This window comes from Paenibacillus sp. J22P15 (assembly GCF_056269345.1).
This window is the reverse complement of sequence record NZ_JBWDNT010000002.1, coordinates 20,443-33,225: the sequence shown is the minus strand read 5'-3', so window position 1 is coordinate 33,225 and position 12,783 is coordinate 20,443. Positions and strand designations below refer to the sequence as shown.

Sequence of the window (12,783 nt, the reverse complement as noted above, 5' to 3'; positions counted from 1 at the left end):
TCGGTATTCCAAACGAAAGAACCTCCAAAGCCACTGTAACAGTGGATCTGGAGGTTCTTTTGTTATGTGCGAATAATTGTCGCTCAAGCTTTGGCAAATGCCTCATTGTAGCAGCGTCTGCATACGGGCTTATAATCCTCGTTGCCGCCGATCTGGATTTGCTCGCCTGCGTTCATCGGCTGTCCATCATTATAGCGAATGACCATTGTAGCCTTCCGATCACAGTACCAGCATATCGTTTTGATTTCTTCGATTTTATCTGCTTGCACGAGCAAATTGTAGCTGCCCTCAAAAAGCTGGTTTTGAAAATCATTTTTGAGACCAAAGGCCATAACTGGTATGTTAAGCTCATCCACCACTTGGGTTAGCTCCAAAATATGATGCTTTTTCAAAAACTGCGCCTCATCGACCAGCACGCAATAAATTTTGGATGGTACTGCTGCAGCAACGAACCCCTTCACACTCTCATAGAGATTCGTATTCTCATGGACCGGGATAGCTTCCCTCTCGAAGCCTACTCGCGAACCTACACGATCCATACTTCCTCTCGCACTTACCGATGGGGAATAAATGAGAACCTGCTTCCCTTGCTCCTCGTAATTATGAGCCACTTTAATAATTTCAAACGATTTGCCGCTGTTCATCGTTCCGTATTTGTAATAAAGCTGTGCCAAACCAATCTCCTCCAGAACCCTTCAGTGCTTCTATTATACAGGAAGCGACTCCGTTATTGTATCGACTGGAGCCTTGCTTTCGCTTCTCCATATGTTTTGACGATTTGTTGGATTTTCTGGAATTCGGGATCGGTTGGTCCTAAATCAGCCATAAACATCCGATGCAGCACTTGATTATACAGATTTTGACGTGTTTCAATCAGCTGTACCTCGAGCCGAATCAAATCCTCAAGATCGTTCTCCGCAATTAATTGATCAATATTGACCGTTTCATGGACAGGGGAGCGCTGCTCGTCAAAAATAATATCCGAACCTCGATTAATACGAGGCAGCTCTTCGTATTCTACTTCGGCCGCATGCTGCTGTTCAAGCTGAATCGTCGTGTTTAGCTCAGAGAGAAAGATACCTTCTTTAGCCAGCATAACTTGGAACGGTCGATGCTGGAGTAGATCGGCAATGACGAGCCTGCTCATGTCTTTATTACGAATCAAGGAAGAATCAAAAGGATGAAGGACCCACTGATCGTCCCGGTTGAACAGATTGAAGGTAAACCACTCTCCGCCATAAATGAACCGTACATTAATATTCGACTCCGAAATAATTTCATAGGTAAACTCCAATGGGAGCACCTCCGATCATCCAGTATAATTTATACCTATTATACTAAATCAGAGGTGATCACAAACATCGTTTGCTAAAAATCTTTCAATATACCCTCCGCTTTTTCCAAGCTCGCAATGACAATCAAGACGACAATGAGTCCAGCTAGGGCAATTTCGCCAATCATAGCATGATCACCTCGTTTTTCTTTAAGACTATGCCGTCTCTCCTGTCTTTATGAGCCATAACTCCAGGGACACTCCTAATTAGAACTGTGAAAAAACAAAAAAACGAGCCCTAAAGAGCTCGTCCTGTTGATTTGAATGAAGCAGATTTACTCCAAAAATCCTTTGGAGGCCGAACCAGGCAGCTCAGCTTGATTCGCTCCTGTGCCGGCTTGAATGCCTAAACGTTGTCCAACCTTTTGATTGATTTGTGTCATCTTCTCCGTTTGCTGTGATACGGTTTGGATAATTTGACGGTTGGAATTCTCGTATTTATCCATTGCAGAGAACAGATCCGACATCGCGCGCTCAACGAGCTCCATGCTCATTGCCGGTTTCGTCAATGCTTGATTGGCGCGCTCGCTCGTTTCGTTCAATAGGCGTGCATTCTCAGCAAATTGATTGCCTAACATCTCGTTCGTCGAATTGACCGCTTCAATCGCTTTCATCTGGTCGTCAATGGCACTTGCAATCAGAACCGATACGGACATCAAATGCTGAGTTTTATCTATCGAGCTGTCCAGCGCATCCATCAGCTTATCATTCGTGTCATTAATAATATCTGTTGCTGCAATAGCCTGTTGATACAACATGATCATTTCCGTGTAGGTCTGAAGCTTGGTTACAACCTTACGAAGTCCACGCTCCAAATACGTTTTCCGAAGCTCATTCTCCGGCTTCGCAATTTCCTCTTCGAACATTTTTTTGAGACGATTGCCATATTCAACAAGCAGCTGCAGGTCATATACATTATCTAAGCTGCTGCGCTTCAAGTTTCTCATGTGTATGACGTTCTCTTCCAGATTGTCGCGACCGTCCCTAAGCGACTTAACGATAACCTGAACATTCGACTTCGCAGATTGGTACTTATAAATATACGCCTTCATTGGCGCTTTCCTAAGCAGCTTCTGCACGAGTGAAAGTTGTTTGCTTTTGCTCAAATCCTCAACCTCGCTGCGCAGCTTAAGCATATTGTTAGCCACCTCAGACCGTTTGCCTGACATTAGATCCGAAAGCGGTCTCTCCAGCATCGTAAGCGTCTGCCCCGACCGCTCAAGCGTCTTCTGACCTTTTTTCGTAATCTCATCCATCAGCGTATCCAAATGCATCGCATCGGTAGTTGCTACCTTCTGCATCGTGCTCTGAACTTCTTGCTCCAGCTTCTGAATATCTTCATTCTTTAATTGTACGAGTTGTTGCGACATTGTTCATTTCTCCCTTCATTAGTCGTTAAGACGATAACGCTGTTGAATTAATTCAGCCTTTGTATGCAGCTCCATGAGATCCTTCTGTTCAATGGTCTTTGTATAAAAAGTAAGCTTGGAATCGACATCCTTAATGCCATCAAGCAAAAGTCTTCTATTCTGGCGCTTTGCTTCGCCACTGAGACGCAAAAATGGATTAATGGTCGAGTTTAAATCCTTCCTTACTAGCCGTACAATGTTGTGATTAATTTTCTCGTCTCCCAAAGCAACTAAATCCGGAATTAATCGGTTTAGTCTCGACAGCAGAGCAAGCGTCTTCTGTACAATCTCATCGTCTAAATTATTTTTTTCGCCTTCGAGTAAAATCATATCTTCAATAATTCCGATGTATTCTAACGCAGAAGCAAGCTCGGGATCTTGTACCAAAGGCGAATTGTCAGCTGGTTGAGCTGACTGTATGACCGAAGGAGCCTGAGCAGTTGAAGCTGCATTTTGTTGTTGTAGGGATGAGTTTTGCGGGCTTGGCTGGAGCTCGGGCTCGCGTGTTGGCGGATTGATTTCTTTCCTCTTACGCTGCCCCCACGATAATGCGATCAATATACCAAACACGGGAATCGCAATCGCTATATACGGAGAGGAGATCCAATAAACTACAACTGCGACTGCGTAACTGCCAATTGCGATGGTGACGTTCTTTTTCAATGCATTCATTACTGCACCTCCATTTTAAGCTTTCTTATCCTAAACGATGTGCTCGTCTTCTTCATTCAATTATCTCGTTATTCATACATAGAAGTCAATTTTAAAAAAACAAAAAAGAATCTTGTACCACATTAATGATCACAATATCTAAAAAAAAGGGGCTCACGCCCCTTTGCTTTAGTACTCATAATCCACTTGTACTCTGTAAAACATGTTCTCCATCCATCTGGATCACAGACATTTCCTAGTTGTGCTTATTTAACTCGGTTCAATTCCATAATCAACGGTTGTTCCACGTAGCCCGCTTGGATGTCGAATTGTGGATTAGGCGGTTCAATCGTTTTTCCTTGAAGCGCTTGAACAGCCAAATAAGGCATATTTACGCCAGACAAACACGTAATATAAAGACCGCCAGACATACGCGGATTGATCTCAAGCAATTTTGGAATGCCATTGCTGTAACGAACCTGAATATTAAAAGCATAAGGAATACGCAGGCTCGTCGCAATACGATCCGCAATCGCCAGCAGCTCCGCCGAATGCTCCAATAGGTATGTTCTTCCCGTCGATTTGCGGCGTGGAATAGCAGTTATGAGATCCCCCTCTGCAGTGGCCACACAATCAATACTATACTCCGTTCCGTCGAGCAGCTCCATTACCATTATCGTATCGAAACGCTCAGTTAAAGACAAGGTTTCATAAGCTTGTTCAAACGTTGTCGACAAGGTCACATAGCCATAAAGGTCACGGAGCGGATCACGCTCATTATCGATAATCCGGAAGCCCATTCCGCCTTCTGACTTCGTCGGCTTAAAGCATACCTTATGCCCCGCGGCAGTAAGCTCCTCATAGGCATTCTTAAATTGCTCAGCCGTGTTCACGACACGGTAGTCAGGAATTGTCACGAGCTCTTTCCCTTGCAGCGCTTCATAAAATTTATCCTTCTCAATCATAGAGTCTAGCAGCTCAATATCACGACATACCATGACCTTCGTGCCGATCTCGTCAAACAAATGTACGTAGCGCGATATTTCTTCCATATGCAGGCGGGGTATGAAAATATCAATTTCATTCCTCTTGCAGAAATCTACGCAAAACTGTACATATTCAAGTCCAAAGACTGCCGGCTCTGTTCCAATATGATCGGATGCAAGCAAAGACATATGATTAATATCCGGATGTGTGCCATAAAATTCAAAAGGCTCGCCATTTGGATTATTCCGAATCATATTAATGTAATGGTAGGCTACTGAAAACCAACGATTCATATAAACACGTGTCATGTATGATTACCTTCTTCCATCTGATTAAAGATATTTAGCTACTGCGTTCATGATCTGCGTGCATGCTCTAAGATGGAATCTAGCAATTCTTCCGATGCAAGCGCACCTCTGGCTTGTGTAAATTGAATGTGAGGATGCGTCGCATAGGATCTGCCTAACTCGCCATGTACGGGCGAAATGGCATAATCAGCCGCAAGCAATAAGCTCTCATCTAATAAACTATCTCCTGCTGCATATACGAAATTTGAAGCAAGCTTCTCTTTCACATATTGAATCGCTGCACCCTTGCTCACCTTCTCGGGAACCAAATAGATTTTACGGCCTTGAAGAGAATAGCTCCAACCAAGTGAAGCAAGCTCCAGCTTCAGCTCCTCCAACGATTCATGCGGCAAACGCTCTCTCTCTATTTTAATAGAATAAAATAGATCATCGCAAAGATCAGTCGACTTCACCCAGTGCGTGGATGAAATTTTGGCAAACAGGCTCGCAATTTCCGTATGTTCCGTACAATGCTGCCGCACTGCTTCACGCACATAACTGTGCCACTCCTGATCGATTTCCCCATTTCGCAGAACAGTGCCTCCATTGCTAACGATAACATATTCAGGACGGAACTGCTCCCTAATCCCGAATATGCGGTCATACTGCTCAGGAATACGCGTCGTCACAGGAACGAAACGAACCAAGCTGATTAGCTCCTGCAGCTTCTGAATGGCTGGCTTTGTCATGTAGGAAATATATCTGTCCTCATAACGCTCAACAGGAACCATTTCTTCAAGCTCGATCTCGCCCTTGGATCTTGAGGAATAAATCAATGTCTGATCCAAATCGCTTGCAAAGATCATTCCGATTCCCCCTTTAGCGCCTTGATGATGCCGCAGCATGAATAGGTCATATTCGGATAAACCTCCACGGGTACACCGCGGTCCTTGGCGAGCAGGAGGATATGCTTCAGATTAGGATTATCGAGTCGATCAACAAGAATTTTCCAAGGCACTCGCCGCAGTAGAACACGGGTCGTTTCGCCTACACCTGGCTTAATGAAATTAATGTCGGAGATCGCAAAATCACGCTGGATACGAGTAATATCCTGCATACCTTGCCACGTCATTTGATTCTCATCCGGGTTTTCTTCCATCTGAAGCGCTTCAGCTTTTGAGCTTTCGGCTATCTGATCGAAATACGCAGAAATCGTATCTACGAATAGTTGCGATAGATCTGCGTTCTCCCACTCCTTATAATACTTTGCACCATGAAAATCATCGGCACCGATCAAATCACTGCGCAGCACGGTACGACTGACTAACCCCGAAACCGTCGAATTGAGGCAAGCGCTAGGAATGAGGAAATCCTCCCTTGTTCCGAACGTACTCGCGCAATAGCCCGGATCTGCAAGCACTGCTAGCTCGTCGTTCAGCTCAAGACCATACTTTCGTTTTAACCCGCTGCAAGCAGCAATGAGTACCTTAGCAATCGCGCCTTTGCCCGTCCAGCCATCGACAAATTGCACTCGTTTATTAGGATGATTCTGATTGATATACAAGAGAGCGTTCTCGTCGATACCTTTTCCCCTAATAATCGAAAGGCTGTAATGAGGAATCTCCAAGCCATAAACTTGCTTGATATAACGTTTGATTAATACGCCGATAGGTGTACCGCCACGCGCTAAAGAAGCAAGCACGACATCAAATCCATTTTTTCGAATGATTCTCTCAGAGACAGTACCGACAGCTCTCGCTATTCGAAATGCAGAATCGCTGAGTGTATTATGGAACAATTGTATATATTCATCACTAGGCTGATATTCAATTGGCAAGCTTTCCGAGTAGTGACCTCCTGTCTGCATGGCCGCTTCCCGGTCCTCCGTTCGCTGCTCTAACGAAATATCGCTAAGATCCTTCAGAAGAAAAGTGACATCCTCCGGCTTATAGCTGCCGATTGGAGTCGGATCTGCAAGCTTTCTCCAACTAGTGTAGACGATATGAACAAACTTAATCCCTAAGGAGCGAAGAACCTGCATAAGCTCCTCAAGCTCAGCACCAGCCGCCTCACGTTCCATAAACAAAAACATCTCATCGTAATGTCCATACGGAATGTTATACATGAAGTTCATAACATCAGCATGCTCGGGAGAAATATAGGGGTAAGCGGTTTTTACCGCATAATGTGAACTGGTATCAGGATGAATCGGACTGCGAGTACTCGATTGGTACCATGTATCGTTGCCTAGTTTGGCTGCCACTCGCATGGGGATGAACATAAACTCTCCGGTTCCCATACAAAGGACCCTGCTGCCTACTCTATGCTCTCGAAGGAACGCTGCCGCCTGATCTACTTCTTCATCCAGTGTTATACTTTCCTCAGCCGTAAGTCCGAAGCGGCCTGTATGCTTCAGGTAGGAAACCTCTCCATTCAATGAAGGGAGACTGGCAAAACGATTAGCTGTATATAGCGTATCGATAACCGGCTCCGACTCACATTCCTGCCGCTCGCCCGCTCTATCCGTATTTTCTATTGGAGTACCTGTTACAGAAATTTGCCCTGACACAAGCGATAAACAGTTTACAGATACACCAAGCTCTTGCTCCAGTTCACTAAAACGTTCAATATCCTCGTTTGAACGCCAATCCAGCAAACTAGCTACAATATATTTTTTCTTCCCATATCTAGCATTCAAGTCATGAATAATATTAATTGCCGTTTTGCCCGTCGTCATCTCGTCATCAACGAGAACAATCGTTTCAGCTAGCTCAAATACAGAAGGATCGCTAGCGTAGCAGCGATGAGTCGTAGCATGCGAATGCTCCTCCTCGAAATCGATGCAAGACGTCATATAGGCGATATTTTCACGCGTGGTGTGCAGGAATGAAGCATTACCTTCAAACATATCAAACATACTATGTCCAAGAGCTGTTGCCGTTTCCGCAAAACCGATAAACAACGTTTTTTCTTCCACGTTCATCTTGCTTTGCTTCATCTGTTCATAGGTTTCACCAGCTGACTCCGGAAATTCAAACGCATGCAGCAGCTGCTCCATCTGAATAGGAAGCTCCTCACCCTTGAACTGTTGATACAAAAGCCCAAGTGCCGCACCAGATAATAAGGACACGTGCGGGCGAACAGGAATATGCTTGCCAAGCACCTTGCTTACGAATAAAAAACTGCGTTTTTTATTGATACGAGCTGCCATTTGGAATAGCTGATCTAGCGGGATACCGAAGGTATTACTCGTAACCTCAATACTAATCTCTAAATCTCCAATAATATTAAACGATTGCTGATTCTCGTTCTTCTGCGAGTAAGCAGGTGAAGTTTTGGTTTTCATTTAGCACCCCATAAATGTCTGATCTGAACAATATTCGTTTGGCCCATGTCATATGCGGCTTAAACTCATTCATTTTGTTCGAATAACGGCTCTTCATCACGCCCAAATCGCCTTGTTCATTTTCCATAATGTGCAGCGCATCCATATACTCTTCATGCGTCACCACAAGCATTGACTGTACCGGCTTAATATGAGTAGGATGGATAATTGTTTTTCCAATGATTCCGTTTTCCTTGTCCATGGCTACTTCGCGAATAAGCCCGTCCACATACTTGTTAATATAGTCCATTCGCAGTATCCGTCCATGCTTACCCATACTTTCCTCAAATGGTGTTTGTCTCAGCTGTGGCTTAAACACACGATCGCTCTTGAAATACTCCCACACGGGGCCAGAGATCACATAATTATTATCCATCCGTCCAAAAATATTTACGATGTCCGCTATGCAATCACGAATGACGCCGATATCATAAATCGTATGATCCGGGCTTCTGCGAAGTCCAAATAGACTTGAGAAATCCGTAGCTCCGATCCGCACATTCAGCACGTAGGCCTTGTATTCATTCAGCAGCTCGGAAATGCCAATCAGCGTTTCGACTCTTTTCTCACGATAAATAACGTCCGAACTTTCCAGAATAGGCATGCCATATAATGTTGAGCTTGTTGATCGTTTGTTCTTGTTATATTCATGAAGCAGTCTAAGATACTCGCGTCCTGTCTCCACATTAAATTTCGGAAACACGATTCCTGTAATATATTCAATCTCTTCACCGAAGAAAGTAAGCAGTCGTTTCAGCTGATCAACAGAGCGTACTCTAATGAATATAAGCGGCACATCGTCGGCGCGCAGCAAACCAATCGAGATGTAGCGACCAACCTTTATCAACGTAGCTTTCAATGTTTCTTCAGCATATTCGAGCTGATTATCACCTACTGCATCTTCAAGGTCTATCACCATTGACACGAGTCCTTCGTGTTTTCCGGTTACCAAATCATCTGCTATGTTATCCTTGGTGGCAGGCATATAAAGTGCCGCACCAATCGCGTGAGCAATAACTTCTTTGTCAGCATAATTATTGAACTGAGTTGGAAGGGAGTAAAAGAAATTTCGCTCTTCTTCATTGGTAAGATAGTTAAAATACCTCAAAGTGATCCCTCCTAAAAGTTGTGTAAAGTAATCTTAGAGTGAAAAAATATCCCTCGCGTTCCATTGAGGGATATTTTCACAAAGCTTTGTATTATCGAATCTAAACCGCTTTTGATTCTCTTTTCTTACGCGCTGTGCTGTAAAGAAGAGTTCCTCCGAATACAGCAATAATTAAACCGAAGAATACAGCATGCGGCACATGGAAGCCATAAGCACCTGCAATCATTTTCAATCCGATGACGATGATTAGAATAAAAGCCGCCTTCTCAAGCTCAGGAAACTTATCGATCAGCTTGAGGAATACTTGTGCGACGCCACGCATCATAAGTACGCCGAGAATACCGCCGAGGAATAGAACCCATACCTCTTCACTCACACCGAATGCTGCTAGAACGCTGTCGATACTAAACGCGATATCCATGACCTCGACAGCAAGTACTGTACGCCAGAAGCCGTGGCCTTTATTTTGAATCTCAGCTTCTTCGCCATCACCCTTCTTGCCGATGTATGGAATTAACGGGATATTGCCAACACGAGCAAGCTTGAATTCCAGATGGAACAGGTTGCTCAGCGCAATCCATAATAGATATAATCCGCCCGCGACTTTAATCCACGTAATTTGTACGAGATAGACGCCCACTCCGATTGCAATAAACCGGAAGATATAAGCGCCAATTATACCGTAAAACAAAGCTTTCTTCTGCTGTTCTTTCGGCAAATGCTTAACCATAACCGCTAGTACAAGCGCATTGTCTGCCGATAGCAAACCTTCTAAAATGACGAGTGTTGCAATAATCCCCCAGTTAGTAGGACTCATAATCACTTGGGACAAATTGTCCCAATGAAAGAAGCTCCCGAAATTGGCTATGACGTTTTGAAAAAAATCAACCATTGGTGAAAACCTCCGAGTTTCGCATTATTTGCTTCCTTTCACCCATCTGAGACCCCAGCGGTAAGCCTCATCAAGCTCTTTATGTCCTGAGAAGTACTCCACTAGCCGCTGAATACTGAAGGTTTGATCGTTTACGTTCTCAATCATCGCAATCGCACACATCCCCTTGCGGTTATTATGCTCGTCCATTCGTACCTCTATATCAGGCCCGCCTGACTGTGCAATAGTGACAATACCTGCTGCCTCAGCCCAGTTAGTAGCTCCTTCATAGATATACGCATAGATGACGATTCTCTTAATCTCAGAAATCTTATTCCCATTAATTCTAAGATTTTCCCCCGTTGTAATAGAGCCCGTACGGTCATCCCCATCAAGTGAAACGTACGGTGCCCGCGAGAAATCACCGAAGCTGCTGCCTAATGCTTGAACAGAGCCCTTCATTCCGTTCTTCAGTTCAAACAAACATCCGACATCTAAATCAACACCACTTGAACGTCCAAAAAAACCAGTCGAAGCTTTCTTTTGATTCCAATTTAAATTAACGACAATCTCACCAAGCGATCCGGCACCTTTTTGTAAATTGATGACGTCTCCACGCTTTTTCAGCGAGATCTTGCTAAGACTTATTGGCGCACTGCTTGGCTCAGGAACGATTGGTTCAGGAGGTTTAGGTGGAATAAGTGGTGCTTTCACTGGTATCGGAGCTGGCGGTGGCGCGGGAGCAGGTGCATCAGCCTTCACTTCAATACCAAAGCTATTGCAGAGTGCAGCAAGACCGCCCGAATAGCCAGACCCAATGGCATTGAATTTCCATTCGCCATTATATCTATATAAATCTCCTACGACTATAGCAGTCTCAACAGAGAAATTTTTTCCGAGATCATAGCGCAAAATTTCGCGTCCTGTTCCTTCGTCAATAATCCGAATATAGGCATCATTCACGCTAGAAAAACTTTGTCTCTTCGCTTCCCCATCATAAATGGTTAAAGTAAAAGAAATACGTTCAATCGCTTGAGGCACATTGCTAATCGCAATCATTACTTGTTCCTGATCAGTTTTCCCTGCAAAACTACGTTTATTATCATTTGCCAGTTGAATAGATCCGCTGGCATCTTTAGGATTGCTGTAAAAAATCAAATCTTGGTCACCAGCTGTTTTTCCGTTCGCACGTAATAGAAAAGCCGAGAAGTCGACATCTACACCAGCTGCACTATTCCATCCCATTCCAACTAGAAGGTTTTTTATGGAAGGATTATTTTTAGTAATATCCGCTTTTTGACCTTTCATTAATGCCAGCTCCATGTACAAACCGCCTCTCGGTAATATTTTTATAGGGCGACAAACCCTCGAACTGCCACCCTATATGCTATATGACTTAAACCGTCAGCCCATAGTTACGACAAAGCGCAGCTAGTCCGCCTGAGAAGCCAGATCCTACCGCTTGAAACTTCCAATCTGCCCCCTGTCGATAGAGCTCGCAAAAAACGATCGCCGTTTCAACAGAGAAATCTTCTCCTAGGTCGTAACGCAATACTTCTCTTCCAGAAGTCTCATCAACTAAACGAACAAACGCATTGGATACTTGTCCAAAGTTTTGATGTTTAGATTCAGCATCATGAATGGTGACGCTAATTCCGATCCGCTGAATGTGTGGTGGAACCTTAACAAAATCAATTTTGATTTGCTCGTCGTCCCCGTCACCTTCACCAGTTCGGTTATCGCCCGTATGCTCAACAGCCCCGTTATACGCAATCAGAGCATTATAAAACACAAAATCCTTCTCGTCCTTGGCTTTGCCATCCTGATGCAGAAGAAATGCACTTGCATCCATGTCAATTTCGCCGCCGCCTGTATACTTGTTTGTATCCCAGCCTAGACCGAGAACTACCTTTGTTAGACCGGGGTTCGTTTTGGTGAGATCAATTCGTTGCCCTTTGGAAAGATTAATAGACATCGTTCTATTCCTCCTTATAATGACTAGGTTCAAACGTCAAAGTCAGTGCAAAGTCTTTCTTAGACTGTTTTGTTAATCGTTGTCTCCTAGTGCAATGTAAGAGAACGTATGTTATACGTTCATTTCAAAACTAGTACTCCAAAAAAGGGCCGCCTCAGGCGACCCCTTACGGGTAGTTAATTATGACTAGCCGGCAGCTAAACCAAAGTTGCGAGCAAGACCGCCTAGGCCGTCTTGGAAGCCGCTACCGATCGCGCTGAACTTCCACTCGCCGGAATGACGGTATAGTTCACCTACGATTACTGCTGTTTCTACGGAGAAATCTTCACCAAGATCGTAACGGATAAGCTCTGTACCGCTTTGGTCATCAACGATACGAACGAAAGCGTTGGATACTTGTCCAAAGTTTTGCGCACGTTCAGCACCATCATAGATCGTGATGCAGAATGCAATTTTGTCCGTTTCAGCTGGTACAGCAGAAAGGTCAACGCTGACTTTCTCATCGTCGCCATCGCCTGCGCCCGTACGGTTATCGCCCGTATGAACGACAGAACCATTGCTGTTTTTTGGGTTGTTGTAGAAAATGAAATCAGATTCAGAACCCGCTTTGCCTTGTCCGTTCAAGCAGAAAACAGAAGCATCAAGGTCAAAATCTTTACCGCCATCATATTTATTAGTATCCCAGCCTAGACCTACTGTAATTTTTGTAAGACCTGGGTTTGTTTTCGTGAGATCGATTTTTTGTCCTTTGGATAAGCTGATTGCCATTTTAAAAGC

At 44.2% G+C, this 12,783-nt stretch carries 12 protein-coding genes and 1 pseudogene; all 13 read right to left on the bottom strand.

Annotation, left to right across the window (positions count from 1 at the left end):
* Window positions 1-83: 83 nt before the first annotated feature.
* The 13 genes and pseudogenes from AC0YN6_RS05060 to AC0YN6_RS05000 all read right to left on the bottom strand — a co-directional run bounded on the left by AC0YN6_RS05060 (window position 84) and on the right by AC0YN6_RS05000 (window position 12,774).
* Window positions 84-674 carry a thymidine kinase gene (locus AC0YN6_RS05060; protein ID WP_475745566.1) on the bottom strand — a complete coding sequence of 197 codons (591 nt, stop codon included), beginning with the start codon at window positions 672-674 and terminating at the stop codon, window positions 84-86.
* A 53-nt stretch (window positions 675-727) separates the two neighbouring features.
* The gene (locus tag AC0YN6_RS05055) at window positions 728-1,294 is read right to left on the bottom strand and encodes a hypothetical protein (RefSeq protein ID WP_475745565.1); all 567 of its coding nucleotides are present in this window, start codon (window positions 1,292-1,294) and stop codon (window positions 728-730) included.
* A 314-nt stretch (window positions 1,295-1,608) separates the two neighbouring features.
* A complete protein-coding gene (locus AC0YN6_RS05050; RefSeq protein WP_475745564.1) occupies window positions 1,609-2,703 on the bottom strand; it encodes a toxic anion resistance protein in 1,095 nt (364 codons plus the stop codon).
* Between the two features lie 18 nt (window positions 2,704-2,721).
* Complete coding sequence (locus AC0YN6_RS05045) at window positions 2,722-3,414, bottom strand: hypothetical protein (protein ID WP_475745563.1); 693 nt, start codon at window positions 3,412-3,414, stop codon at window positions 2,722-2,724.
* Between the two features lie 245 nt (window positions 3,415-3,659).
* A complete protein-coding gene (locus AC0YN6_RS05040; RefSeq protein ID WP_475745562.1) occupies window positions 3,660-4,688 on the bottom strand; it encodes an ATP-grasp domain-containing protein in 1,029 nt (342 codons plus the stop codon).
* A gap of 47 nt (window positions 4,689-4,735) precedes the next feature.
* The gene (locus tag AC0YN6_RS05035; protein WP_475745561.1) at window positions 4,736-5,533 is read right to left on the bottom strand and encodes an HAD family hydrolase; all 798 of its coding nucleotides are present in this window, start codon (window positions 5,531-5,533) and stop codon (window positions 4,736-4,738) included.
* Window positions 5,530-6,708: a cysteine protease StiP family protein gene (locus AC0YN6_RS05030; RefSeq protein WP_475746253.1), complete on the bottom strand. Its 1,179-nt coding sequence runs from the start codon at window positions 6,706-6,708 to the stop codon at window positions 5,530-5,532. Before AC0YN6_RS05030 ends, AC0YN6_RS05035 begins: the two co-directional genes overlap by 4 nt.
* Window positions 6,709-7,878 (bottom strand): annotated as a pseudogene (locus tag AC0YN6_RS05025) (phosphoribosyltransferase family protein); the annotation flags it as partial. It lies immediately after the preceding gene.
* A 76-nt stretch (window positions 7,879-7,954) separates the two neighbouring features.
* Window positions 7,955-9,160 carry an HpcH/HpaI aldolase/citrate lyase family protein gene (locus AC0YN6_RS05020; protein WP_475745560.1) on the bottom strand — a complete coding sequence of 402 codons (1,206 nt, stop codon included), beginning with the start codon at window positions 9,158-9,160 and terminating at the stop codon, window positions 7,955-7,957.
* Between the two features lie 100 nt (window positions 9,161-9,260).
* Window positions 9,261-10,052, bottom strand: a complete 792-nt coding sequence (locus AC0YN6_RS05015; protein ID WP_475745559.1) for a TerC family protein — start codon at window positions 10,050-10,052, stop codon at window positions 9,261-9,263.
* Between the two features lie 24 nt (window positions 10,053-10,076).
* Complete coding sequence (locus tag AC0YN6_RS05010; RefSeq protein WP_475745558.1) at window positions 10,077-11,354, bottom strand: TerD family protein; 1,278 nt, start codon at window positions 11,352-11,354, stop codon at window positions 10,077-10,079.
* 73 nt (window positions 11,355-11,427) lie between these two features.
* A complete protein-coding gene (locus AC0YN6_RS05005; protein WP_475745557.1) occupies window positions 11,428-12,006 on the bottom strand; it encodes a TerD family protein in 579 nt (192 codons plus the stop codon).
* Between the two features lie 186 nt (window positions 12,007-12,192).
* Window positions 12,193-12,774, bottom strand: a complete 582-nt coding sequence (locus AC0YN6_RS05000; protein WP_475745556.1) for a TerD family protein — start codon at window positions 12,772-12,774, stop codon at window positions 12,193-12,195.
* Between the last annotated feature and the right edge of the window lie 9 nt (window positions 12,775-12,783).

Bases quoted from the DNA above. Each gene is read 5' to 3' on its own strand.
- AC0YN6_RS05050 (WP_475745564.1), bottom strand. From the start codon at position 2,703: ATGTCGCAACAACTCGTACAATTAAAGAATGAAGATATTCAGAAGCTG.
- AC0YN6_RS05045 (WP_475745563.1), bottom strand. From the start codon at position 3,414: ATGAATGCATTGAAAAAGAACGTCACCATCGCAATTGGCAGTTACGCA.
- AC0YN6_RS05040 (WP_475745562.1), bottom strand. From the start codon at position 4,688: ATGACACGTGTTTATATGAATCGTTGGTTTTCAGTAGCCTACCATTAC.
- AC0YN6_RS05035 (WP_475745561.1), bottom strand. From the start codon at position 5,533: ATGATCTTTGCAAGCGATTTGGATCAGACATTGATTTATTCCTCAAGA.
- AC0YN6_RS05030 (WP_475746253.1), bottom strand. From the start codon at position 6,708: ATGCAGGTTCTTCGCTCCTTAGGGATTAAGTTTGTTCATATCGTCTAC.
- AC0YN6_RS05015 (WP_475745559.1), bottom strand. From the start codon at position 10,052: ATGGTTGATTTTTTTCAAAACGTCATAGCCAATTTCGGGAGCTTCTTT.
- AC0YN6_RS05010 (WP_475745558.1), bottom strand. From the start codon at position 11,354: ATGGAGCTGGCATTAATGAAAGGTCAAAAAGCGGATATTACTAAAAAT.
- AC0YN6_RS05005 (WP_475745557.1), bottom strand. From the start codon at position 12,006: ATGTCTATTAATCTTTCCAAAGGGCAACGAATTGATCTCACCAAAACG.
- AC0YN6_RS05000 (WP_475745556.1), bottom strand. From the start codon at position 12,774: ATGGCAATCAGCTTATCCAAAGGACAAAAAATCGATCTCACGAAAACA.